16 protein-coding genes are annotated in these 25457 nt (G+C 45.7%); 5 read left to right on the forward strand and 11 right to left on the reverse strand.

Features of this window, described 5'->3' with window-relative positions; translation table 11 throughout:
• Positions 1-72: 72 nt before the first annotated feature.
• The 3 genes from OCU36_RS16310 to OCU36_RS16320 all read right to left on the reverse strand — a co-directional run bounded on the left by OCU36_RS16310 (position 73) and on the right by OCU36_RS16320 (position 6107).
• Positions 73-2898, reverse strand: coding sequence for an amylo-alpha-1,6-glucosidase (locus OCU36_RS16310; RefSeq protein WP_261840582.1), 2826 nt, complete (start codon positions 2896-2898; stop codon positions 73-75).
• Positions 2899-2928: 30 nt separating this feature from the next.
• Positions 2929-4107 carry a maltose/maltodextrin ABC transporter substrate-binding protein MalE gene (malE, locus tag OCU36_RS16315; RefSeq protein WP_261840583.1) on the reverse strand — a complete coding sequence of 393 codons (1179 nt, stop codon included), beginning with the start codon at positions 4105-4107 and terminating at the stop codon, positions 2929-2931.
• 368 nt (positions 4108-4475) lie between these two features.
• Positions 4476-6107 (reverse strand): glycoside hydrolase family 13 protein, encoded by a 1632-nt coding sequence (locus OCU36_RS16320; protein ID WP_261840584.1) that lies wholly within the window; start codon positions 6105-6107, stop codon positions 4476-4478.
• A gap of 194 nt (positions 6108-6301) precedes the next feature.
• On the opposite strand from OCU36_RS16320, the gene OCU36_RS16325 reads away from it, so the two are divergent.
• The gene (locus OCU36_RS16325; RefSeq protein ID WP_261840585.1) at positions 6302-7219 is read left to right on the forward strand and encodes a LysR family transcriptional regulator; all 918 of its coding nucleotides are present in this window, start codon (positions 6302-6304) and stop codon (positions 7217-7219) included.
• A 262-nt stretch (positions 7220-7481) separates the two neighbouring features.
• Here the strand turns inward: OCU36_RS16325 and pulA are convergent, their stop codons facing one another.
• Both pulA and OCU36_RS16335 read right to left on the reverse strand, forming a co-directional pair.
• Entirely contained in the window at positions 7482-11159 is a 3678-nt protein-coding gene (gene pulA, locus OCU36_RS16330; RefSeq protein ID WP_261840731.1) for a pullulanase-type alpha-1,6-glucosidase, read from the reverse strand.
• 367 nt (positions 11160-11526) lie between these two features.
• On the reverse strand, positions 11527-13299 hold the full coding sequence (locus tag OCU36_RS16335; RefSeq protein WP_261840586.1) for an alpha-amylase family protein: 1773 nt from the start codon (positions 13297-13299) through the stop codon (positions 11527-11529).
• Between the two features lie 214 nt (positions 13300-13513).
• Between OCU36_RS16335 and OCU36_RS16340 the strand changes: the two genes are divergently transcribed.
• Entirely contained in the window at positions 13514-13846 is a 333-nt protein-coding gene (locus tag OCU36_RS16340; protein WP_261840732.1) for a DUF1294 domain-containing protein, read from the forward strand.
• 54 nt (positions 13847-13900) lie between these two features.
• On the opposite strand, the gene OCU36_RS16345 is transcribed toward OCU36_RS16340, so the two are convergent.
• Positions 13901-14485 carry a LysE family translocator gene (locus OCU36_RS16345; protein WP_261840587.1) on the reverse strand — a complete coding sequence of 195 codons (585 nt, stop codon included), beginning with the start codon at positions 14483-14485 and terminating at the stop codon, positions 13901-13903.
• Positions 14486-14626: 141 nt separating this feature from the next.
• Here OCU36_RS16345 and OCU36_RS16350 point away from each other — a divergent pair, with 141 nt between their 5' ends.
• Both OCU36_RS16350 and OCU36_RS16355 read left to right on the forward strand, forming a co-directional pair.
• Complete coding sequence (locus OCU36_RS16350; RefSeq protein ID WP_261840588.1) at positions 14627-15067, forward strand: Lrp/AsnC family transcriptional regulator; 441 nt, start codon at positions 14627-14629, stop codon at positions 15065-15067.
• A 26-nt stretch (positions 15068-15093) separates the two neighbouring features.
• Positions 15094-16023: a LysR family transcriptional regulator gene (locus OCU36_RS16355; protein WP_261840589.1), complete on the forward strand. Its 930-nt coding sequence runs from the start codon at positions 15094-15096 to the stop codon at positions 16021-16023.
• Between the two features lie 142 nt (positions 16024-16165).
• On the opposite strand, the gene OCU36_RS16360 is transcribed toward OCU36_RS16355, so the two are convergent.
• The 5 genes from OCU36_RS16360 to dsrO form a co-directional block, all read right to left on the reverse strand.
• The gene (locus tag OCU36_RS16360) at positions 16166-17227 is read right to left on the reverse strand and encodes a c-type cytochrome (RefSeq protein WP_261840590.1); all 1062 of its coding nucleotides are present in this window, start codon (positions 17225-17227) and stop codon (positions 16166-16168) included.
• Positions 17228-17236: 9 nt separating this feature from the next.
• Positions 17237-17878 carry a c-type cytochrome gene (locus OCU36_RS16365; protein ID WP_261840591.1) on the reverse strand — a complete coding sequence of 214 codons (642 nt, stop codon included), beginning with the start codon at positions 17876-17878 and terminating at the stop codon, positions 17237-17239.
• A 411-nt stretch (positions 17879-18289) separates the two neighbouring features.
• Positions 18290-21382, reverse strand: a complete 3093-nt coding sequence (locus OCU36_RS16370; RefSeq protein ID WP_261840592.1) for a tetrathionate reductase subunit A — start codon at positions 21380-21382, stop codon at positions 18290-18292.
• A 14-nt stretch (positions 21383-21396) separates the two neighbouring features.
• Positions 21397-22521 carry an NrfD/PsrC family molybdoenzyme membrane anchor subunit gene (nrfD, locus tag OCU36_RS16375; RefSeq protein WP_261840593.1) on the reverse strand — a complete coding sequence of 375 codons (1125 nt, stop codon included), beginning with the start codon at positions 22519-22521 and terminating at the stop codon, positions 21397-21399.
• The gene (dsrO, locus tag OCU36_RS16380; RefSeq protein ID WP_261840594.1) at positions 22518-23354 is read right to left on the reverse strand and encodes a sulfate reduction electron transfer complex DsrMKJOP subunit DsrO; all 837 of its coding nucleotides are present in this window, start codon (positions 23352-23354) and stop codon (positions 22518-22520) included. Before dsrO ends, nrfD begins: the two co-directional genes overlap by 4 nt.
• Before the next feature lie 220 nt (positions 23355-23574).
• Between dsrO and OCU36_RS16385 the strand changes: the two genes are divergently transcribed.
• Positions 23575-25446, forward strand: a complete 1872-nt coding sequence (locus OCU36_RS16385) for a sensor histidine kinase (protein ID WP_261840595.1) — start codon at positions 23575-23577, stop codon at positions 25444-25446.
• Positions 25447-25457 lie beyond the last annotated feature (11 nt).

Below are 25457 nucleotides of genomic sequence, written 5' to 3' on the forward strand. Positions count from 1 at the left end.
AGGCCTAATTCCATTCTATTTTTAGTAAAAAGGGGATTAGGCTTTTTGTATATAGGCTTGCTTGCAACGCAATTAGTCTTTGGCTACTGATAGCTGTTGTTTATTCCGTTTATTCAACAAGTAGTCATTGTTAAACATACAAGGGTGTTTCCTAGAGAAATCAGGTTTAGCAAATTGTAAGTCACTTAAAATGGCACTACTTGGTTTAGGTTGAATATCAATATGCGCTTGTTTATTGCTTACTGTGACTTGATTTTGGTGACGATCGATCATTACATCTAACTGCTCTGTCAATAGTGTCGAGATAACAGCCACAGATTCTTGGTCTATATCCAGTTTAAGAACCAATGTTATTTCGGAGCTTATTGTACCTTCTAAATTTGAGTGAATCTGGTAGTGAGAAATACCACTTTTAGATTCAAATTTTAGCCGTAGTTGACCTCCTTTTCCAAAAGGTAACGTCGCAACCAATTCATGCCAACAACTTGGAAGGTTGGGTGTTAGGTGTATCTCTTTATCTAATAAGCGTGGGCAGTATCCCAAATAGTCTTGTTGCGCGTTACGAGCATATTCGGAAACAGACCAAGCTTGAGCGAATGTGCCGGATTCTACAAGATCACGGCCATCGACTTGGTAAGCATCCAAATTCTCACTCATTGTTCCTCTACAGCCTTGTGTAAGGATTTGCTTCGCTAAGTTTTTGGATAGTTGGTAACTGAGGTCTTGTTTTTTAAACTTGTTGAGAGCGGTGATGGTAAAGCCGGCATTCCACCCCCAGATCGTACCATTGTGATAAGCCGCGTCTTTGTGGTACATGGCTTGGTTGTCATGATATGGGTGAAAATCAACGTGTTCTTGTTGTAACGAACAGATCCCCCATGGGAACAATAACTTTTCGACAGCATTCTTGATGATGTATTGCTCTCTTTCGCTCTGATTTAGCTCAACTTTCTGAGGAATTGAAATCGTCATGAGTTGGTTTGGCCGCACGCTATAGTCGGGAACGTCACCTTCAGATAAATGGTCGGCTAAGCGATTATGTACATGATCCCAAAATTTAGTTGCGAAGTTTTCCTTCACTTTTCCTGCCTGGATTTTCCAGCGATTTTCTGCTTCAGAGTCGCCCACTAAAGTTGCGAGTTGAATGGCACAGTTTAAGCTTTCAAACCATAAAGCTTGGATGTCATTGGCTTTAGGTCCACGAGGAGACCAAGGTGTCATCCCATCAATTTTTGCATCCATCCATGTATCAGGATGGCGATGTGCCATCAAGCTATCTTCATTTAAGTAGTGTTTTTCGACACCTGTGATGAAGCGCTTCAGGGTTGGGTAAATAGCCTTAGCGAACGCGACATCACCAGAATAGTTGATGTATTCGAGAGCTTCTCGAATCATCCACGGTGTACCATCTGTAGTGTTGTAAATGATGTTGGTTTTACTTGTCACGCGATTGGGGATTCGGCCAAAATTCACGGAGCTTTCGTCGAGCATCTGCATTGATGCAAAGTTTTCAATTATCTCTTTAGCTTCGTTAAATAAGCCATTAACCAAGCTTGTTCCTGATAAAGCGATAAACGTATCGCGGCCCCAGCAGTCTTTGAACCAAGGTAGCCCAGCCCAAATACCTGTTCCAAATTCATGGCTAACAAAGGCTCTACTGGCAAGGCGTGACCACATAACTGCCCGATTGTATTCCAGGTCGTTGGTCCACAAATAACTATTGGTCAGGAATTCATAAGCTCGCTGTTGGTGAAGAACGTGCTCGTTATTTTTGACCGCTTGATTCACCAGTAAACTAGCGGATTCAAGAGTGTCAGCAAAGCCTAAATAGACAATAAGGTCTGTTTGTTTATTCGACGTTGAGAGCATCAGTTTTACATTACTCTCTGCGAGTTGAACTAGGTCGCGCAGTTCATGGTGATCGTCTAGTGAGACCTCTTGTGCATGTATTGAATGGTTGCCAGCGATGGCGACAAATCTTGGGCTGCCTTCAGGGCAAACTTGAGGGCTGAGTTCTAAGACTACATTTGAGCTTGAGGTATGAACGGTAGAGTGAACCGTCGGTATGTTGAGTTCTGGAATCAGGCTTAAAATGCTTGGTTTGTTTGACAAAACGGTGAGCGATACAAGCCTCGAACCTTGAATAAGGCTTAGTGATTCCTGACTATTATTGTAATGATGCTCAATTCCATAAGGCATAAGGCGAGCACATTGAGCCTTTAGCTTATTATTTACCTTGCCGTTGGTATAGCTGGCGAAGGATCCGAGTATCCAACCTTGATGGTGACGATATTTTCCGCTGTTTACATAGTTATAGGTGGCACCGTGATAATAACCATCGATGTTATCCCCGAATACAAACGGGAATGACTGTTTGTCTGTGATGGCTAGTTCTTGGAATAGTTGCTCGTGTGGTATTGCAAACTCAGGGTGCTTCCAGTCAGGAAATACGCCCTCAATCTCAATGAGTTGAATATCAAGTCGCTCTCGTTGAGGGGTTGATTGAGTGTTGTATTCCCCTTTGCTTATGGTAAGGGTTGGAGTCGATGAGGAGAATCCAACCTTTAAGGTGTACTGACCGGCTTCAGTGGGTGAGAGCAGTAGGTCATTGCCAATGCCTTGTGTGTTGATAAGAGATATTGCTTGTTCGAACTCGCAAAGTGTTGCTTCACTTTCATGCCCTGAAAGTGTCCATTGCTTGGTTCCATCTGAATCAGAGATCTTGAAGCGATAGAGATCGGTTGATAAGCATATGCTTGCTCTGTAAGAGCCATCTTGCTCTTTGATCAGTGGGGTATCTAACCCCCAACCATTAAATGTTCCTTTGAGATAAAGCGTAGGGATTTGCATAACGAGGTGACTTCCAAAACAAAAAAGGCACAGCATGCGCTGTGCCAAAGGACAATAGGATATTAATAAGAAGAAAGATTATTTGGTAATTTGCTTAGCTGCTGTGTCTAGTGCTTCTTTAACCGTTTGCTTACCTTGCATTGCGTTATCGATTGCAGCACCCTCAGCGAACCAGTAAGCGGTCATTTGCGGGATGTTAGGCATGACTTCGCCGTTTTCAGCGTTCGTCATAGTTGACTTGATGCGTTCATCACTCTCAAGGATCTTTTGGAATGATTTCAGTGTCACGGCACCAAGAGGTTTATCATCATTCATGATTTTCAGAGCATCGTCTTGGAACAGGTAGTTTTCTAAGAACTCGACAGCAAGGTCAGTATTTGGACTTGCAGCATTGATACCAGCACTTAGGATTCCAACAAACGGGTTACCCTTACCACCATTTAATGTTGGCAATTCTGCAACACCATAATTAACACCAAGCTTATCTAAGTTGCCCCAAGACCAAGGGCCGTTAATAGTCATCGCGACATTACCATTGGTAAACTCGGCTTCAGAAACTGAGTAATCCATGTTCGGGTTAACAACGCCTTGGTTTACCATATCAACTAAGAATTGAAGACCGTGAACGCCCGCTTCGTTGTTAACACCAGTGCTTTTAGCGTTATAGCCTGTTTCTGTTTTCTCAAAAGCGAATGCACCACCAGCAGAGATCATTGGCCATGTGAAGTAAGCATTTTTCACATCCCACATGATGGCTTTTTTACCTTGTTTAGCCATCTCTTTTTGAATAGCAGCAAGTTCTTCCCATGTTTTCGGTGGGTTTGGAAGTAGATCTTTATTGTAGATGAGAGAAGGTGCTTCGATTGCTAGAGGGTATCCTACAATTTTTCCGTTCACTGTGACCGCGTCCCAACTGAAGTCGACAAGCTTTTCTTTGAACTCTTTACTTGGGTTGAGTTCGTGAAGTAAACCTGATTCAGCGTAACCACCAAAACGGTCATGTGCCCAGAAGATGATGTCTGGACCGCCTCCTGTTGCTGCGTGTTGTTGGAATTTAGCTTCCAGTGAATCCGGGTACTGAACATTGATTTTTACACCGGTATCTTCTTCAAATTGTTTACCAATTTCAGCGAGTCCGGCATAACTTTTATCACCATTAATCCAAATAGTGATTTCACCTTCTTCCATAGAAAAAGCGGGTGCATTGAAAAGAGCAGCAAGGGTACAAATAGACAGTGTTTTCAATAAAGGTTTCATAGTTTCATTCCTTATTCAGAAGGTTATCCATAACGATAATCACTTCAATCAGTTCTTATTATCTAGGAGTGATTTTATCGGTTTACTTGTGCCTTGAGAAATAGGTAAATAGATAGGAGATATAGCAAAAATCTATATCATGAAGGCGAAGCTAGAGTTTTAGAGGAAGATGGGCTGCTTTTGTGATATTGAACGTGAAAAGAAATGTGAAGGTGGGCTCAAACAAATTGTTGGTCATTTTTCTAGAGCTGGCTAAGGCGATAATTGCGAATGTCGGTTTATGCTGTATTCAGTTAAAACCACTGATTAGGAATAATAAAAAAGGCAAGGAATTACCTTGCCTTTGTGTGTGTAAGGAGCTTATGGAGCTATAGTTTTAAAGCAAAAGATTCATAAGGTGCTAGGTGTAATAGTGAATCTAGATTCGAAACTTCACCATAGTTGTTGATTAGGCAAGTTGGTGTTTGGGTGCGATATTGTTCAGGAACTTCAAGCGTTAATGACTCTCCTGAGAAGTTACATACGACAAACAGTTGCTCACCATCTAACTCGCGAACGTAGGCAAAAACCTTATCATGTTCTTCAAAAACAGGAATGAAAGATCCGTAGACAATTGCTGGATGAGCTTTGCGTAACTCAATTAATTTCTTGTAGTGGTAAAATATTGAACCTGAATCGGCTAATGCACTTTCGACATTTATATCCGGGTAGTTTGGATTGAGCTCAATCCACGGTGTTCCGTTTGAGAACCCTGCGTTAGCTTGATTGCTCCAGTGCATTGGGGTTCTGGCATTGTCACGGCTGTTCTCATGAATGGCATCCATCATGTGTTCATGAGTGACACCGGACTCTGTTTTTACTTTGTAGAAATTATGAGTTTCAATGTCCTTGTACTGATCCAAGCTGTCGAAGGCAACGTTGGTCATGCCAATTTCTTCACCTTGATAGATATAGGGTGTGCCTTTCAAGAAGTGTAGACAAGTCGCAAGCATTTTTGCTGACTCAATTCGGAAGTTTTTGTCATCACCGTATTTTGACACCAAGCGCGGTAAATCGTGGTTATTCCAGAATAGGGAATTCCAGCCACCATCGGCTAGTTCTAGCTGCCATTTAGTCAGAACATTCTTGAATTCTCTAAGGTCGAGCGGAATAGGATTCCATTTGTCACCGTTTTCCCATGTTAGGGTGATGTGTTCAAATTGGAATACCATCGATAGCTCATTTCTATCTTGTCCGCTGTATAGCTTAGCGATCTCTGGTGTTGCGCCCCAAGTTTCTCCAACGGTTAACAAATCTTTATTGCCAAAGGTAGCCTGATTCATTTGTTGTAATAGCTGGTGTAGTCTTGGCCCGTTGCCTGTAATTCCTTTATCGATCTCTTTACCGATAAGGTCGATCACATCTAATCGGAAGCCGCCGATGCCAAGGTCTATCCACCAGTTCATCATATTATGAACTTCTTCTTGTACCTTCGGGTTTTCCCAATTCAAATCTGGTTGACGCTTTGAAAATAGGTGGAAGAAATATTGTTGTGTCAGCTCATCCCAATGCCAAGCGCTACCGCCGAAGATCGATTCTTGGTCGTCTGGTGCGCTGCCATCCGGTTTTGCATCACGCCAGATGTAATAATCTCTATATGGGTTATCTTTAGAAGAGCGAGCTTGTTCGAACCAACGGTGTTCGTCTGACGTGTGGTTTACCACTAAGTCCATGACAATTTTAATATCACGTTTTTTTGCTTCGTCCATAAGGCATTGCATGTCTTCCATGCTGCCAAACTCTTCAGCAATCGCTTGGTAGTCCGAAATATCGTAACCATTATCATCCATTGGAGATTGGTAAACCGGCGATAACCAAATGACATTGATGCCAAGTTCCTTGAGGTAATCGAGCTTACTGATAATCCCATTTAGGTCGCCGATACCATCGTTATTTGAGTCTAAAAAGCTACGCGGGTAAATTTGGTAGACTACCGCGTCATGCCACCATTTCTGTTCCATCTCAATGTCCACTGAATTAGATAATTGTCTTTACTATAATGATTTCGTCTTTGAGTGGGAAATAGCATTACTAATGCTCTATATAGAAAAATCCTATATCATGTTGTCTATCCGCGGTGTGGTGTCATCAGTGGATTAATTTGTCGAATTTCTAACCTCGCATTTTGTGATCGAATGCAAACTAAGAGAGTTTTATGAATAAGTTATATCGATATTTTCTGATGGTTGCGCATACAGGCAGTATTAAAGGTGCTGCAGAAAAACTGAACATAAGCCAGCCCTCCTTGACCGCTGCAATTAAGAAATTAGAGAGTGATATTGGTGTTGCTATTTTTATTCGGAAGTCAAAAGGCGTTGAACTTACCGAGTATGGATTGTTGTATCGTGAATATGTGCAAGAGCAGCAAGAAAAGCATCTGTCGCTAATGCACCGTTTTACTGATATGCAGCAGCGCCAATTAGGTAAATTGAAGCTCGGCACAGGGGAAGCTTGGTGGGAGCAATTTGTCTGTAAGGCTGTTGAAGAGTACAAACAACAAGAACAAATGGGTTCGTTACATTTAGAGTTCGGAAATAATTTATCTTTGATGCATCACCTTGTTCAAGGGGATATAGACTTGTTTGTTGGCCATGAAATTTATGGATTGCATGAGCGATGTAAAGTGACTTTTTACCCACTATTTCAAGACAAAGAAGCCGTGTTTGTCCGAAATGGTCATCCATTGTTAACAAAGACATATCTAGATTCCAGCTTGTTAAGGCGTGACATGTTGGCGTATCCCATACTCCAAGTGACTCCCGATCACTCCAGACACAACTCCGTACTTTCTGATCACGTAAACTCACAATCTTCTGGGCGAGATGCTGAAGTAATAGGGCGAGATGTTTATGATGTTGATTCTCTTTTTCCGAGCTTAGATATGTTAAGCATGTCAGATGCTGTGATGCCATACAGTCACAAAATGTGCGATTGGATGAATAAAAGAGGTTTTGAAACTTTATTGATTGATGATTCTAAGCGAGGGAATGTCGGTCTTTACACGAAGCTGGGGGCGGACGATCTTAAGATTAAAACCTTCATTGAAATTTTACAGAAAGCTAATTTTGATTAGGCGTTTCAAACGAACAGGATTTTGTGAATTTTCGATGGTTTAACATCTGCACTGCTCATGGCATTTCGGTACTTAACATATTTGAGATTTACGTTAAGTACCGTTATCGTTATTTTGACGCCTCACCATGAATGACTTTGGGAGCCGTTGATTGGATGTTTAACATTCAAGCTAAAGTCGCGAGAGGTGTTATTTATCACTCAAGTAACCGATTCCATTTTCCACATGTGGCGTCTGTTGTTTTTAATTCTTGTTCTTGAATCTATTGTTGAGTTACTGAAGCAACGGGGCCACCCACACTGACATTTAGCTCATTAATCGCATTCAGAGTGAAGGTGTAGCTACCCGCTTCTGTTACGTTAAGTTGACAATTCTCGCCTGAACCAAGGTTGATTGTTCCATCTGCAAGTTCAATAGAGTCACAGCCAAGATTCGGTGTTTTCCAATCTGCGTCCGCAAACTTGAAGCCATAGTTGCCCACTTCTAAATCACCCGTTACCGAGTAAACGCCGTTGCCAATAAAGGTCATCGTCCAAGCATCAACAGGGTTCCAGCCATTCATATCACCACGAACATATACGGTCGTTTGGCCGTAGGGAGGGATGCTCGATACATCCTTGTCTGAGTTATCAACCGGTAACCCCGCACCTTGTGCACCATTCTGTGCTTGTACAAATACAGCGGTGGTTAATGCCGGTACTGTGAAGGTTCCAGCGGCAAAGCTTGCACCCTTCACTTTGTTGTCGGCCGAGTTTTGTTGGACATCGTGAAGGGTAAAGCCGGTTGCTCCGGTGATTTTGAATGATTGAGGTTGATGGGTTGAGTTTATAACCGCAACAATCGCATCATTGGCAGGGTCAAGATCTTCGCCTGTCGTTATGCCATCATCGATAGACATCACGATTAGACCTTCGATTTGATTTTCCCCAACGTTGTGGAAATCAACACGCTTGATGACTTCTTCAGCGGTGTCTAAGCGGAACAGTTCACTTGAACTGCGGATTTTTAATAGCTCTAGGAATTGCTGGTTAGTTAACTCAATATCCTTAGTGTTTGGCTTTGCTGTCTGGTCAGCAGCAATGGTTTTGATCAACTCCCAGTTAGCACCATCTTTGTCTTCACGTGGTAAGCCAACATTCCAATTATTGTCAGTCCCATCGAACCTCACCCGGTTGTACCAATCACCAGAATCGTAAGAATCGCGCTGCATTGACTTAGAACGCAACAGCTCAGAGCCCATATGAATAAAGGGTATGCCTTGCCCCAACATCACGGTAGAGAGCGATACAGACTGCATACGAGCACGCTCTGCAGAACTCGTACCCGTGGCGATCTTATAGGCGTTATTATCCCAAAGCGTTTGGTTATCGTGTTTCGACACGTAAGAGATGTTCTCTGACGGCATCTTAGTGTAGCCCGCGGGTGCGCCATTGTAGTCGACGTTTTTACCCAGTTTGGTATCGCCTTTGTAATCAATCAGCACGTATTCTGCTAAGTTGCCGGCCATCCCCAAGCGAACAAGATCTTGGTTGTGTAAGCGACCATTGATCGAATCTTGATCAACTTTGGTTTCTTCGTTGGCAATTGCAGCATTACCGAAGCCTTGGTTAAAGCGAAGTGGGTGGTTGCCCTCAGAGTCGACGCCACCATCAAACGGGCTGCCGCCACGAACGGCATCACGTAATCGATCAGAGAAGGTCCCGATTTCTGTGCCTGCCATGTTGATTTGGTTTGCTTGATCGAAGCGTGCGTTATTCGCGACTTCGCCAAAATCCCAACCTTCACCGTAGAACAGTGTGTTTTTGTCGATTTTACGTACTTCAGCAAGAGCTTCTACCATTACGTCTTTGGGTTGGTGGCCCATTAAGTCAAAACGGAAGCCATCCACTTTATAATCGTCAGCCCATACTTTAAGTGAATCGATCATCAATTTACCCATCATTAGGTTTTCGGTCGCAGTGTTATCACAACAGGTCGAGTTCTCCACGCCACCAGTGTTGACGTTAAGACGGTGGTAGTAGCCAGGGACAATCTTATCCAGCACTGATTTGTCGTTTACGCCAGATGCATTGGTGTGGTTGTATACCACGTCCATGATCAGCTTGAGCTCCATGTCGTGGGTGGCTTTTACCATTTGACGGAATTCGAGAATACGCTTAGAGCCATTAGGATCGGTCGCGTAACTTCCCTCTGGAACCGTGTAATGAAATGGGTCGTAGCCCCAGTTGAAGCTATCAAGCATACGTAAGTCATTCATTAATGCTTGGGCGTCGCCCGTTGAAGGGTCATAACCATCGAGTACATCTTCAATGGTTTTGTTTTCGTCTTCGTTACCACACAAGGCTGCCGCTGGTTTTACATCGCATAGCTTGCCAACTGTGTCGGTAATATCGACACGGTTCGCTTCTGCTTCATCGACGGTGGCGATATCAAATGCCGGTAATATATGCAGCGTAGTTAAGCCTGCATCTTTCAAAGCTTGAAGGTGCTTGACCGACTCACGATCGGCTTCTGTGAGCGCGAGGTACTTGCCGTTTAGGCTCGTTGTGCCTAGCTTGTCGCTAAAGCTAAAGTCTCGTAGGTGTGATTCGTAAAGTACGTGATCTTCGTCTTTTTTGACCGTTGGGCGCTTATATTCCACCCAACCTTCTGGCATTAAGGCTGGGTCATCAAGGTCGATAACTTGCGAGTATGCAGAGTTCTTCGACAAGCTGAGTGAGTAAGGGTCAGTGACTAGGCGTGTTTCAATGTTGCCTGTGATTGGATGGTAGACTGTCACTTGGTAACGATAGTAACGGTTGACGGCATTAGACACAGTATCCGTCGCCCAAATGCCTGTTTCAGGGCTCTCCGTCATGGGGAACACTTGGGAACTTTGCAGGTCTTCGCTATAAAGGACGAGTTCTACATCTTGCGCGGTTGGTGCCCAAAGCTTGAAGGTAGCAGCACTGCCTTCAACAATCGCACCTAATTCTTCTCCCATTGCATTACCAGCATCTTCGCTCGCAAATACCGCATCAAGCACACCTGGTTTTTGAACCTCAGTGGAAGAGATAACGTCGCCATTGGTATTGTAGGCAACAAGAATGATCTGAGATTTCAAAATCGTGCGCAGTGTGCGGTCGTCAACATCGATAGTCAGGGCTGGTAAGCTTGCAAGGTGGCGGAAACGGGCTTTCAATGCGGAAGACAGTTCCCCGTCTTTGCTTAGTTCGATGGCTGTACCCCCGACAATCTTTTTGTCATCGTTCATCGTGATGCTGTTATCGAGTGCGTAGAACAGCTTCACAGAATCAGCGTTACCAGCGGCTTCCCAAGCGATAGTCTCTGCGTCCAACCAATGTGCTTTTTGACCATCAATATTGACTGGGCGTTCTGAAACTGGCTCATAGTACAACTCACTGCTGCCCTGGAACCCGAACACACCTTGTGTATCACCAAGTTGAGTGAGATCGACTTTAGAATTGGCACTGCCAAACGCTTTCTCGTCACCATTGTGTAAAATGAAGTTCATGCATTTATGTGGGTCAGAAGCGTCTGGGTCGACTTTTAATACGTAGTAGGCGCCATAAGTGTCACTGATACCGTCAAATTCATAAGGTGCTTCCCAGTTAGTACCGGTTTCGCTCAACCCCATGCCTATCAAGTCTGTGCTAGTGCAACCATCGCCATTCCATAGGTGAAGTCCCCAGCCGTCGTAAGTAGAGCCAGACGTGCTCGCGGCTGCCACATCACGTTTGTAATAAACAACCACTTCGTTTTCGCCTGCTTTGTATAAACCGCTGTTGCCAGAGTCCGTGCTGTTGTCGGTATCACTGCCACAACCAACGATCAGAGCCGCAGTGAAGAGAGGTAAAATCGCTTTGGTTAGAGCAGAACGCTTGAAATTGCTCTTTTTGGTTCTGTTGAAGGTATTTGGTAGAGTGATGCTTTTATTCATATTTATGTTGTTCACGTTTGATATCCATATGTCACTTTTTATGAAGATGAATATCCTAGTCTTAACAATGGTCAGCTATTTGTGATGGCTATGTATAAAGTTATTTTTAATAGGTAAAAATAGATAACCTAGTGTCAATATCACGTTTTGTATTTGGTTTGCGTTAAATGAGTTGGATCAATGGCTCATTTGTTTAATATTAATAATGCAGGGCGTAGAAGCCAGGCGTAGTTAATAAGGATGAGAGCTCATCCTTATTAATGTGAGGAATATATCGAATTGAGAGAGTGTTAATTTAACTCAGGAATTAAGTTGTTTATCAATTAATTAAAGGGGAGTTGTTCGATAATTAATAGTGATAAATATATTATCCATGTAAGGATAGCACCCAAGCCAAAGATGCCAATGGTTTCAATTCAACATTAAAACGGCCAACACCGTTCTCAATATTGAGCACTTGTTGCGCTATGCCTTCAATCTGCTCATCAAGTAAGTAATTGCCATCAACTCGTTTGAGTTTTTGAATGACGTCATGTGAAATCTCTATTTGAATACTTTCTGTGGCGTGCTGGCTGAAATTTACCGCAACGATGGTGAGTTCTTGGTCGTTATAGCGTAGGAAGGCGTATACCGAATCGCTTAAGTTATTGCTCTGGTGTAAGTCTCGGTAGTCACCCGTCATCGATGAATGCGCTAGCGAAAAATTCATTACCTTTCTGTAGAAGCATCGGAGCTGTTTTTCGCTATCGTTCAGTAACCCGCCATCGAATGCACCGTGGTTCATCCATTTTTGGTGCTGTGGGACACCGATGTAGTCAAAGATGGATGTACGCGAGGGTTGTCCAAAGCCTGCATTGTCCGCCCCCGGTTCTCCAACTTCTTGCCCAAAGTAGATCATGGTTGGAGAACTGCTCAATAACGCGCTGACTAGCATCGCAGGCTTTGCGACATGTGGATTGCCAACAAACTCGGGAGAAGCGATGCGCTGCTCATCATGATTGTCCAAGAAGTGCAGCATGTGGTGCTCAATGTCCATCAGTCGATGTTGGATCTCAGGGATGATGGCTGTTGAAGCTTTGCCCTGCATGATGGCTTTGAGGCCGTCGTATAGGTCAACCTTGTCATATAAGTAGTCCATTTTGCCTAGGTGAATATAGTCTCGGTATAAGTCTGGCTGATACACCTCTGCCATTAGCAAAGCCTCCGGGGTATGCATCTTTATCGAGGCGTTAAGGTAGCTCCAAAACTCGACAGGCACCATTTCAGCCATGTCGTAGCGAAAGCCGTCAACGCCTTTGGCTAACCAGAATAAGGCGATGTCTCGGAATTTAACCCAAGAGTTAGGTACCGTTACTGATTCCCAGAAATGATAATGATCGCGGTAATCACGCTGGGCATAGTTTTTGGGTAGCTCAGGAAAGTCTTTTGTGCCGTCAGGGCGTACACCGTAATTTATTTTCACGGTTTCATACCAATCGTCGAAATCCGGTTTCGCTAAGCGTGAGCCGTTTCCTGTCCATTTGGCGGGCACTTCGATAAACGGTGAACGTAGGTTAGGGTGCGACTCACCACCAAGCGGTGTAAAAGCTGGCTCTATCTCCGGCAGTTCAAAGGTGCTGTTGGGGATGTAGTAGAAGTTATTGTCTTTGTGGTATGCCTGCGTAGTGTCATCGTGAGTCCCAAAGTCACTGACGCCTTCAGGATTATTTAACCCTATATAATGACGTGCAACGTGGTTAGGAACGATATCGATGATCACTTTTAAGCCGTTGTTGTGGCTTCTTTTGATTAATGCCTCAAACTCTTCGACACCTTGCTCAGGATGATCGGCGAGATCTGGGTTGACGGAGTAGTAATCTTTAACCGCATAAGGTGAGCCTGCGCGGCCTTTCACTACGCTCGGATGATCGTCTGAGATCCCGATGTGTTTGTAATCATTGATGACGGCGTGATGTGGCACTCCGGTATACCAAATATGAGTCATGCCGAGTTTGCGGATTTCAGACAGCGCTTTGTCGGTAAAGTCACTGAACTTGCCGACGCCATTTTGCTCGATTGTGCCCCATGGAATACGTTGGGTGTTTTTATTGCCAAATAAACGCGTAAAAACTTGGTAGATGGCGTATTTTTGGTTGTACATATTTATAATTCCTTTAACTTCCATCCTGTTATGTCAGGATGAAAGGGCTGGTGTATTTTTGGCAGGCTAACTGAATTGCAATATGCTTTACTCATCCTTATTCAAATTTTCAGGGCGTAATTGCTACAGTATGTGAGCTGTTACTCAAAAGGAGTCGACGTTGTCTTCATCTATTCAAATCGTTATCACTTATTTGGTTCTGGTGGCGGGATCTATGTTGTTTGCTGAAAGTTCTAAAACGCTGCTGGTGTGGTATCTCGTTATTGGTGTGGTAACGTTTTTGGTGTACGCAAAGGATAAGCGAGCCGCGATCAAAGGCAATTGGCGTGTGCCAGAGAAAACCCTGCATATTTTTTCTGTTGTTGGTGGTTGGCTAGGGGCGCTGATCGCTCAAGATACGTTGCGACATAAAACGCAGAAGCAGCCGTTCAGAGCTATCTATTGGGTGACAGTGGTAGTCAATGTTGCAGCGTTTGTATGGACCTTAACACCGAGTGGGCAGGCGACGTTTGGGCGTTGGGTGAGTGGTATTATTGGGTATTTTTAACGAATGTGATGGCCAGTATTTGTCTACTCGCCATCAATAGGTAATATGGGTCGATTAGAGCATCGGAATCGTTGATGCTAGAAGCAAGCACGCCATACCGTAGTTGAAGCTTTTGATGCGGATGGGGGTTGTTAACCAGTGTTGCAGCTGTTTACCTGCCGCCGTCCAGAAGGTCACTGACGGTAAGTTCGCGAGCGTGAAGATACCTGCGATGATCGCAAGCTCCCACCACGAACTGCCGCTGCTATAAACGGAGAACGCAGTCAGCGCCATCGACCAACCTTTCGGATTCACCCACTGAAAACTTGCAGCGCCGATGAAGGTCATTGGCTTGTAAGCCTCGGTGCTTTTGGCTTTGCCACTCATGGCTATCTTGATTGCAAGGTACACGAGGTAAGCAAGGCTCAGGTATTTCAGTATTTGGTGCGTCACTGGGTAAGCATTGAAAACACCCATCAAGCCGAAACCAACCAGCAGCAACATGGCTGCAAACCCAAGTGCAATACCTAACATGTGTGGAATGGTTCGGGCAAAGCCAACGTTTGCACCTGATGTCATGAGCATGATGTTATTTGGACCCGGTGTGAAGGTCGAGACAAACGCAAATAAGGCAAGTGCGCTAAGTTGTTCTAAAGGCATAATGGTTCTCCAGCAATAAAATGAACGAAGTGACTGACCGGTCATGACTTTCACGTGTTGAGAAACATAGTAGGTGGAAAATGAGGCAATTATGTGCTTTTATTTCATCTATTATCACTAAATGCACAATAATAAGTACTTATGGATAGATTTGACGAAAGGATATTGCAAGAGCTTAAATTGGACGGCAGAATCTCCAATATTGAGCTGTCAGAGCGGATTGGTTTGTCGGCTTCAGCAACCCTAAGGCGAGTACAAGATCTCGAGCGCAAAGGTATTATTCAAGGCTACCGTGCAGTTTTGGATAACGGGTTGATGGGTGTCGGTTTTATTGCTTATGTTTCGATTGGTTTATCGAGCCACAGTAAAGCCGCCCAGTTGGAGTTTGAACAACACGTCAGTATGGAAAAAGAGGTGGTGGAGTGCCACAACATTACCGGTGCCAACGAGTACTTGCTCAGGGTCGAAACCAAAGATCTACCAAGCTATAAGAAGTTTCATGCCGATGTCCTTGGGGAATGTGCTCAGGTTCAATCCATCACGACCATGGTTGTGATGGATACCCCCAAAGACGAACGCTAGTCGAGTTTAATTTCTGGAGAGGCACAGTGCCAAATACCAATCAGTTGTTGTTGTTCTTAGATGTGGTTCAACAAGGGTCGTTTACCAAAGCAGCCACCTTGCATGATATGGACAATTCGTCGCTCTCTAAACAGATCAAAAAACTCGAGCAGGATTTAGGTGTACAGCTGCTCAACCGTTCTACACGTTCGTTTTCTTTGACGTCGGCAGGGGAAGATATTCTCGCGCAGACTTATGTGTTGAAAGACACCATCAATCAGATACAAGGCATAGCCGATTCTTACCAGTCCGAGCCCCAAGGCGTGCTGAGAATTACCTCACCAATCTATTTTGGTCAACAATATCTGCAACCTATTATCACTCAGTTCATGAGGCAGTACCCGGATGTTCAGATCGTACTTTCATTAGACGATAAGATCACCAATATCATTGCTGGGCAGTTTGATATTGCGTTTCGCTTCAGTAAGCTTGTTGAATCCAACTTGATTGCCAAGAAAATTGCCGACAGTAACTTCATGCTCGTGGCATCAAACGGTTTTGTGAAGCAGCACGGTGAACCCAAAACGCCGCAAGATCTGCTCGCGCTGCCTGCGGTGATTTATACCAATGGCGATATGACGGTCGACCATCTACGCATCAGTGAAGAGCCGCATGGCAACACCTTCCAGAGCCTAACGATTCGAGGCAACTGTAAGGTGAGTGATGTGCGTACCATGGTGTCTTGTGTGAAAGATGGCTTAGGGTATGGCTTCCTTGATCAATCGAATTTGTATGCCTCAATGAAAGAGCTCGGCTTAGTCACCTTACTTCCGGATTACCCGATTTCTACGACGGATACCGCCATCTACGCGGTGTATCCACACCGCAAGCAGACCAAACTGGTTAAAGAATTCATTACTACGGTTCAAGGTTATATTGGTTCTCCAACCATTTGGGAGAAGATGCAGCAAGGTTAGTTGTTTTTCTAATCGTTCAAACATAAAAAAGGAGCCAGAACGTCGAACGGTCTGGCTCCTTTTTATTCCTCCGGCTATAGCTAATTTACAATGTAAAGCTTAGCTATAGCTGGCGCGAACGGCTCATGCTCACTAATACCTATCAATGCTCATGAATCACTTCTTTACCACTCGGATAAGCTTTGGAACCCAGCACATCACCGTCGACTTCTTTACCATAGTAGCCTTGGTGGTTGTGGTAACGCTTAGTATTACCTGCAACATCACCTTTGTATCGTGGGTCTTGTGGGCGTTCATGACTATTCACAAATGCAGCCACATCCCAAGCATCTTGAATCGAAAGCTGCTGGCTCTTTCCAAGCGGCATGTTTTCATAGATAAAGTAGGCAGCGGTGTTCACGCGGTGCATACCCGCGCCCCAGTTATACGCGTTTTCGCCCCACAGTGGTGGGAAGTATGAACGGCCATCTGATCCTTTAATGCCTTCACCATTTTGACCATGGCAGGTTTGACAACTGGTTTGGTAAACCTTTTCGCCACGCGCTATCGATGGCTCTTGTTCAGGGTTTGCAATCTTAGGGTAGCCACGGCCGGCCAGTTTACTGCGGTCATCGATTGGGTATTTGCTTAACAGCTCTTCAGGGAGAGGGAAGCTTTCCGCTTTACCACCGACTTGTAAGTCAGCATCGCTGATCTCAGGAACAGGCGTGTCTTGCATGCCGTTCTTATCTAAGATTCCGCCCATCGCCAGCCAGTATGAATACGCCGTCAGTGCAACCATTTCTTTTGAACCCTCAGCCGGTGGCAGACCATTCATTGAGTAGGTGAAGCAACCTTGGATACGCTCTGCGTAGCTGTTTACTTTGTCGTTCTTGGAACGATACGCAGGGTAGGCCATATACGCACCCCAAAGAGGGGCAGCGTTAGGCTTCATGCCTGCTTGCATGTGGCAATTTACACAGTTTTGCTCGTTGCCGACGAACGTACCACGCATCTGTTGTGAATCGACAAACAGGGAATAGCCCAGTTTTACTTTGTCGCCAAACTCCCCATCAGGAATATCGACCAAGTCGCGTGGCACCAGATATTTGTTATCTTGAGGTTTCTCAACTGCTGGCAGTTCGGTTTGGCGATCAGGCAACTCTGCTTCGGCATAAGCGATTCCAGAGGCAAGGGTTGCGGTAATTAAAAGTAGTGTTTTCATGCGAGCCCTTTAGTATCGGAAAGAGGCGAAGTAGTAAGAGAGGTTTTTGATCTCATCGTCGGTTAACTTGCTGGCGATATTGCCCATCATGTTTAAATCATCACCCTTACGAGTGCCGTTTTTCCAAGCGTTGAGCTGAGTCTGAATGTAGTCGGCATGCTGGCTCGCTAGGCGTGGGAATTTGTCGACACCCATACCACTTGGCCCATGACAGGTTGCACAAGCAGGAATGTTTCGATCCCAATCACCTTGGAATACAAGTTTACGATACGGGTTATCGATATCGGCTTGTGAGCCGCGTTGTTCTAAATCGGTGAAGTCGTATGAAGGTAGTGAAGCGAAGTATTCAGCAACTTCCCGACGAATCGCAGGATCAGAGACACCATCAGCCATGCCCTTCATGATCGCGCTTTGACGCTCACCATTTGAGAACAGAACAAGCTGATGCTCGAGGTAATCAGCATTGAGGCCTGCAAGCATAGGGGCGATATTGGGCATGCCTTTCCCGTCGGCTTGGTGGCAGCCACTGCAGGTTTCTGCAGCTTCTGGCATTGGATGGGGTGCTGCTTGTGCAAAACCGGATAAAGAAAGGCTTCCTAGAGCAGCGATGCAAAGCGTTAGAGTTTGAGTTTTTATGTTCAGCTTAATCATGAGGCGTCGCTATTGGTTGTAATGCACGCATTTTCGACATAATTGGTTGTTCGCGCTATTGTGGATTTCCACATTAATTCACTGGGAACTTGAGGTAAGTTTCACATTAATAACCTCAGTCACCATGGTGGTATTGATGTGGATTTCGATAGGTGAATCCAACTGCCGTTAACGAAGTGCAAGGGAACTGCCATGTTCGCCTCGGTGTGACTGCTTGTTAAGGCTCTTTATGGCACCGATTGTATAAGCATAGACGCTTAATGGGGCTAGGTGAGAAACTTGCAGGGAAGTGATGTGAAGAATTGATGCTTTGGCGTTGAATAGCTTAAAAAAAGCAGAGCAACCTCGAATGACGAAGTTGCTCTACTGTGCCCGGTCTTGATTTGACTGAAATAGGGGAGCTGTTAACGCCTAGACTTTGTAGATCTTAGCCGGAAGCGCTTGCCTTGCTGCTGCACCCACAACCCAATCCAACATCACACCTTTGCCTTCTCGCGTTGGGTCAATCAAGCCAATATCATTAATGTTAACGCCATCGTTTGACTTCATTTTCACGGGTTGTTGTGTGTCACCGATCCAGTGTGCACGCTCACCGAGTTCTTTATGACCAAAGCCGTGTTCAAAGCCTAATGTGCCCGGTTTGATGCCATCGATCACCATTGCCAATGCATGTGTGGTTGAGCTCGGAGTTTCAATGGCAAACACGTCACCGGTTTTGATTCCCGCAGAAGAAGCGTCTTGCGGGTGGATGTAAACTGGATTTACCCCTTTGATGGATTTTAAGCGTGGTGACAAATTCGATACCGCACTGTGAATGTTGGACTTAAAGTTGGTTAGCGTAAATGGCCACTCTTTTGCTGGGAATTGCTCAGCCAAAGGTGTGCCGTCTGCCAGTTTTTGTGGGTACCATGTCGGGCAACCCATATATTGCTCGCCACTGATGGTATTGCGAGAGGTTCCCAGCTTTTCATTCCAAATAGCCAGTGGCTTGGTCCATTTGTACTTCATGGTTTCATTAGTGTAGGCATTGGTGGCGTCTTCAAAACGGCCGCCACGCGCAAAGATATACGCTACCTTGAGCATCTCTTCAGGCTTGAGCGTTTTGTTCATCACTGGCACTAGGCGTTCGAGACCAGACCAAACAATATCTTCCGCATCGACGTTCGGTACGCCACCTTTGACGAAGGCTAAGTTTGCCGCCGATCGTAGGTAGAAATCTTCAGCGCTATGAATACCATGCCAGTTGCCTTGATTGTCTTTGATTACGTTGTCGCCGAAGCCTCCTAGGCCAAGCGTTTTCGCCACATCAATAAAGAAGTTCTCTAGGTTGATGGCTCGTCCGTCTTGAGTGCGGGAGGTTTTAGGCTCAACAATCGGCCAGCGAGCGGTGATCGCTTTGGTCGCGACACCATGCCACGGAGTTGCCATGCCCCAGCTTTCGTAGGTCACCGTGTCTGGCACGAGGTAATCCGATAATGCTGTCGTTTCATTAATGAAGGCATCGATAGAGACGATCAAGCCAAGCTGTTTTGGGTCCTTAAGCTTCTCGCCTAATAGGTTGTCTAAACCCGGAACACCATAAAGTGGGTTCGCCATGTGGTTGATCCATGCCTTTGCTCGGTAAGGATAGCCATCAATCGCAGCTGATAAGTGCTCAGTTAAAAGCGGTGCTGAGATTGGGTACCAAGGCGCGCGCGTTGGGTAGGGTGATTGACCTGCCGCAACACGACGCTTGTATTCACTGGTCTTGTGATATGGGAACTTGCTGCGAGACAAGAACACGCCTTGAGGCTTAGTCTTACCTTTGAACTTAGTAAAATCGTAGCGAGGGCCTGCAACTGAAGTTGGGTAGCCGCCGGCTTTCGCCATCGCACCGCCTTTCATATTGATGTTACCGATCAGCGCGTTCAGCATCAAAATAGAGAACGAGTTGTAGAAGCCGTTGGTGTGCATGTTGCCACCGTGTGTATCGACGACCGCTTTCGTCCCGTAGCTCGTAAAGCGTTTTGCGAGCGCAATAATTTGGTCTTGTGGGATGTCACACTGCTCACTGTAGTAAGCAAGGTCATATTTGAAGGCTTCGTCTTTTAATCTTTGTAGAGAAGATTTAACACGAACAGTCTGGCCATCGATCTCTATGTCTTGATCAACGAATAGTTCCGCTTCATCCACCTGAATATTTGCTGTGAATTGTGACGTTGTTGTATCCAAGACGATAAAGGCATCTTCGTCAGACAGTGGTTCGCCCATTTCGAGTAAACCCATATCCGAAGCACGAAGCATACGCCCATTTTGCGGGTGTGTTTCGTCACTGATCACAAGGTGTGAAGCGTTACACCAGTGTGCAGTGCCTGCATTTTGCATCGCCTGTGCACTTGGACGAGACAAGAAGTCATGATTGTAGCGTTGGTTTTTAATGATCCATTGGATCATACCCAGTACCAATGCTGAATCGGTGCCCGGTTTGATCGGTAGCCAATTGTTGCGATCACCTGCTGCAAGGCTTGAAGAACCTGCTGGAAGGCTTGGTGTGACGATGGTGTAGCTGAGTTTTCCGTTGGTACGAGCCTCAGCCAGTTGTCGTGCTTGGCGCTTAAACGGGTTACCCGCTTGTGCTGGAGACATACCGATGAACAGAATGAACTCGGCGTTATTAAAGTCGGGCTTTAAGTGCGAGAACTTATCTAAGTCATTCATGATCGCGCCAGAACCTGCGCGGAACGCGTAGCCACAGTAAGATCCGTGGTGACCAAAGTTGCGTGTGCCGTAACTGTTAAATGCAAAGCGCTTCAAAATGTCGTCACGGCCTTCATTTCCGGCATTAGTCACCAATAACTGGTTGGCTTTTGGCCCGTATTCAGGGTTGTTTGGATCGAGTGGTGTTTCGATATCGCGAATCGAACGTAAACCCTCAACTTCGCCTTCACCGAACAAGTCGCCCCCCTCGGTGATCTCAGAGATAAGTTGCTCGTAGCTGATTGGCTCCCACTTGCCTTCACCACGCTTACCGACGCGTTTCAGTGGCTGAGTGATTCGGTATGGGCTGTTTTGAATCTCTAGCATGCCATTACCACGGGCGCAGGCTGTCGAGCGATTATTGATACCGGATTCACCAGACAAGCCAATGTAGGCATCTTTTACCGGTGTTTTGAACGGGATCTGCTGGTCACTTGATAGTGGGTGATATGGGTTACCTGAAATACGCAAGATCTCGTCATTGCGATTGTCGATGCGTACACGTAAGCCACACAGTGTCCAGCAACCAAAACACATTGATGGTGCCACGCGTTGGTTTGGATTTGGTGAGATCTTACCTTGCTCATCGACACTGTATTCGGTTTCTAACGAATTACCGTGGTGGATGTGGTTGGTTTTCTTACCTGCGGTGCCGTCGATAGCACCGTGAACGATATGCTTTGTGGTTGTCGCATAACCTGCAGCAAAGGCGCCCACACCACCAGCAGCAAGACCTGTTTTCAAAAATTGACGACGTTTGTTATCCATGATGATTCCTCAGACTACAAGCTATGTGAGCGGTTAAGTGGTGATGATGTGTTTTGAGCTGATATCGTTTTCGGCCCCGAACGAGTAGACACGATTTCAGAGGCGAACAACGCAAGTGCTAGCCACAGACCACACATGCCAACGATGCCGAGTAATCCTGCGCTACCCATAGGCAGTTCATAAGGGAATGGGCCTACATCAAAACGTGGAATGGTTTGAACTTCCATCATGGTGACCCAGCGTACCGCCCATGCTGAAACCATGGTTGCAAGCGCAACAGCGATAATTCCTAGCTTACTTTGTGATAGGCGTTGCAGTGGCAGAACTAAGATCATGCACAGTAAAATGCTGGTGGTCATGATGCCCAAATTGACGCTCCAAGCGTCGTTCTCATACAGATTCAAGTGATCATGGTTAGATGCCCAAATCGACATGAGAATGATGGCAAGGCCACCCGTTAAGGTAATGGTTCTTTGTACTAGAGCGAGGTCTGTTGGTTTTAAGCTTGGCTTGGTGGATGGCAACAAAGCCCAAATCAATAGGGTTAAACCCGTTGCAGCAAAGAACGCGGTCGTGAACCAAAGCAGCGGAGAAGCCGGTTGATGCCAAAGCGGTCGGCTCGCCAAAATCGCAATCTCGGCGCCTGTATAAAGCGCGATGCTTAGGCCTGATAACGCAGTTGCAGCGGCTAATGCAATCATCACTTTTTTCGATATCTGCCAATGGCCCAGTGTTAACCAAGACAGGCGTTTTAGCAGTGGGTTTTCACTCTCTTTGAGCTGTGCGATGTCATCACGCAGGTAAACCCATGCGGTTGTAACAGCTAACCCAGAGAACAAAGGTAGAAACAGAGATCCTAACGACATCCATGACCAAGGTGTGATGTGAGCGTAGAAATGCCACGCACGTCCCGGTTGGTGCAAATCACCAGTTAAAGCTAATGGCCCAACAATCGCGCCGATGGCCAGCACAAGCACAAGAGCTGAACGGAATTGATGGCTGGTTGAATTTTTGAATATCAGGGCAATCAAAAACAGAATCGCAGCCGCGTACGCTGAGCCGATGTAGAAGAAATACTGAACTGCCCACGGTAGCCAAGCGATCTCTTGAGCGGGAACTAACACCTCAGTGATATTCATGCTGTCTCTCCTTGTTTTCCTAGTGTTGCGATGGCTGAATCTTGTTTGTCAAAGGACGAGTTATCAATGGCGGCTGGATCATAAATCGCAGGCTGACCTTCTATATGGCTAACGAAACGCTCGTTCATGCCGATATAGAAAACATGTGGATTGGTATTTTGCTCTGGCTTCAGTACTTTGATGTCGTCTTGGTTTTCATTGAGTAAGCGGTTGATCTCACTGTTTGGATCTTTAAGGTCACCAATCACACGCGCGCCACCAACACAGGTTTCAACACAAGCGGGCAGTAAGCCGTCTTCAAGGCGGTGTGCACAGAAGGTACATTTGTCAGCGGTAAGGGTGTCGTTATTGATGAATCGAGCGTCGTAAGGACAAGCTTGAACACAGTAAGCACAGGCTACGCAGCGTTCGTTGTCGACCATCACAATGCCGTCTTCACGTTGGAAGGTCGCTTGAACAGGACAAACCTTGATGCAGGGAGCGTTATCACAGTGATTGCACAGGCGAGGCAACATGAACGATTTTACGTTTTGTTGAGCGATTGAACCATCATCAAGGGAGACTTCATATTGTTTTACGGTGGTTCTGAACTGACCAATCGGCGCTTGGTTTTCAACGCTACAGCCAACTGTACACGCCTGACAGCCAACGCATTTACGTAAATCAACCGCCATGGCGTAGCGTTTACCGACTTCGCCTTTGCGGTCAGGTTGGTTGTTATTGCGAATGGCGGTGCTTGCGACTGCAGTGTTGATTCCGGTGATGGGAATGAGCGCAGCACCCGCGGAAACCTTGCCGAACTGGCTGAGAAACCGTCTTTTCAATGAGTCCATGTTGTTACCTATAAATGGGTATTCTATCTATTGGGCTCATTGTTAGCTTTTGGGCGTACGCGGGGTATTGTGGATTTCCACATACCCAGATCAAAGTTGATCTAGAACAAATGTGGTTTTATCAATCTAGCTGTTATGCTTTGTGTAAACGCGCTATTTAACGTGTCGTCAATGCTGTTATTTGAGTGTACATGCCGTCAGTGTGGAGAAAGAGATTTTAGTGACAGTCCGAAACCTAATATTAATCGTTAGCCTCTGGTGGTTGAGCCTAACCGCAGGAATCTGTTTAGCCGCTCAAACGGAGCAAGAGGTTAAAGCGACCAGTGCTGTTGAGTCGGAACAGGTTATTGAGGTCGGTGTACTGGCTATCCGAGGCAAGCGTTCCGCACAGCAGCGTTGGCAGCCGACGATGGATTGGCTGTCGGAGCGCATTCCCGGAAAACACTTTGTCTTGAAACCTTTCAACTTGGAAGAGATGGCCGAAGCGGTAAAAGGTGTTGAGGTCGACTTTGTCATCACCAATCCGGGTCAGGCGGTACGATTAGGTCGTCAATATGACCTCTCTTGGATGGCGACCATGACTAGCCATAATTTCGAAGATCGAGGCATCAGCAATACCCGAAGTATTGGCTCTGCCTTGGTGGTGAGGAGAATGTCACCTTATATCTCGCTCGAACAATTAAGCGGTAAGCCGATTGCGGCCGTCTCTGAAAATGCATTCGGTGGCTATCTAACAATGCGTTATCAAGTGATGCAACAAGGGCTTAATCCCAACCGCTTTTTCTCTAACACCCAATTTTTGGGCTTCCCGATCGACGCCAGTTTGTATCAACTGCGTGAGGGGCATATCGAAGCGGCGGTGGTTCCAGTTTGTTTAGTCGAGAACATGATCAGTGAAGGTTTATTGATCGCGGGGCAATATCGAGTTATCGACAATCAAGCGCCTAAGGGGTTCCGATGCCAAGTGTCTACGCCGTTGTACCCCAATTGGTCGTTTGCCAAAACAGAACGGGCTTCTTCGGCACTGGCCAAACAGATGAGTCAGGTGTTATTTGCGATGCCTAAGAGCAGTGCACCCGCCATTGCAGCGAATGCATCGGGTTGGACGTCACCGACAAGCCTGCTTCCGATCGATAAACTTTATCAACAACTCGACATGCACCCACTGCAACAACCTTGGTGGAAAGAAGCGCTAATTTGGCTTAAGTTTAATCAACAGTGGGCATGGGCGTTCTTTATTCTGGTGGTGCTATTGAATGCTTACCACTTCTGGTTAGAGTATAAATTTAGCCGCAGTAAAAAGCAGTTGGAATCCACCTTACACCAGTTAAAAAGCAAGAGTGAACAGCTAGAGCATTCTCAACGTATCGCGGTCGTTGGTGAACTTGGAAGTAGCTTAGCACACGAGATCAATCAGCCTTTGGCAGCGATTCGTAACTATAGCGAAGGTGGTTTACTGCGGATTTCGAAGAACAAGCCACTGACAGATATAGAGCCTGTGTTCGAGAAGATTCAGTCTCAAGTGGATCGTGCTGATGCGATTATTCAACGCTTGAGAAACATGATAAAGAAACGCTCATCAAAGAAATCTCAAACGGATATCGAGCAGTTACTAACAGACACCATTGAGCTGCTGCAATTTCGCTTACAGAAGCACAAGATAATCATGGAACGTCATGCTGTTGGGCATCCTATCCAATGGTATGTCGATTCTGTGGGGTTGCAGCAGGTGATAGTCAACTTGATCAACAACGCGACCGATGCGTGTAACGTACAACAGCATCGCCAACAAAGCGCCATGTCTGATATTGATAACAAAAATAGTCAACCCGCGACAATTAAAGTGATTACCGAGTATCAACCGGATAAAATGATGTTGTCGATTATCGATAACGGCACGGGGTTAGAATTCACTGAACAAGAAGTGACTCAAGCTTTTGTGAGCAGCAAAGAAAACGGCTTAGGGTTAGGGCTCGCGATTTGCCAAGATGTGATAGAAGATCACAGTGGGCAAATGGCCATCAAGTCACTGAACCCGCATGGCTGTCATGTTGCGGTGACACTGCCTTTCTCTCTTTCAAATGATTCATAAGGAATCTTGTT

The sequence above is a fragment of the Vibrio artabrorum genome (assembly GCF_024347295.1).
Lineage (GTDB): Bacteria > Pseudomonadota > Gammaproteobacteria > Enterobacterales > Vibrionaceae > Vibrio > Vibrio artabrorum.

Bases quoted from the DNA above. Each gene is read 5' to 3' on its own strand.
- malE (WP_261840583.1), bottom strand. From the start codon at position 4,107: ATGAAACCTTTATTGAAAACACTGTCTATTTGTACCCTTGCTGCTCTT.
- OCU36_RS16320 (WP_261840584.1), bottom strand. From the start codon at position 6,107: ATGGAACAGAAATGGTGGCATGACGCGGTAGTCTACCAAATTTACCCG.
- OCU36_RS16325 (WP_261840585.1), top strand. From the start codon at position 6,302: ATGAATAAGTTATATCGATATTTTCTGATGGTTGCGCATACAGGCAGT.
- pulA (WP_261840731.1), bottom strand. From the start codon at position 11,159: ATGAATAAAAGCATCACTCTACCAAATACCTTCAACAGAACCAAAAAG.
- OCU36_RS16335 (WP_261840586.1), bottom strand. From the start codon at position 13,299: ATGTACAACCAAAAATACGCCATCTACCAAGTTTTTACGCGTTTATTT.
- OCU36_RS16340 (WP_261840732.1), top strand. From the start codon at position 13,514: ATGTTGTTTGCTGAAAGTTCTAAAACGCTGCTGGTGTGGTATCTCGTT.
- OCU36_RS16345 (WP_261840587.1), bottom strand. From the start codon at position 14,485: ATGCCTTTAGAACAACTTAGCGCACTTGCCTTATTTGCGTTTGTCTCG.
- OCU36_RS16350 (WP_261840588.1), top strand. From the start codon at position 14,627: ATGGATAGATTTGACGAAAGGATATTGCAAGAGCTTAAATTGGACGGC.
- OCU36_RS16360 (WP_261840590.1), bottom strand. From the start codon at position 17,227: ATGAAAACACTACTTTTAATTACCGCAACCCTTGCCTCTGGAATCGCT.
- OCU36_RS16365 (WP_261840591.1), bottom strand. From the start codon at position 17,878: ATGATTAAGCTGAACATAAAAACTCAAACTCTAACGCTTTGCATCGCT.
- OCU36_RS16370 (WP_261840592.1), bottom strand. From the start codon at position 21,382: ATGGATAACAAACGTCGTCAATTTTTGAAAACAGGTCTTGCTGCTGGT.
- nrfD (WP_261840593.1), bottom strand. From the start codon at position 22,521: ATGAATATCACTGAGGTGTTAGTTCCCGCTCAAGAGATCGCTTGGCTA.
- dsrO (WP_261840594.1), bottom strand. From the start codon at position 23,354: ATGGACTCATTGAAAAGACGGTTTCTCAGCCAGTTCGGCAAGGTTTCC.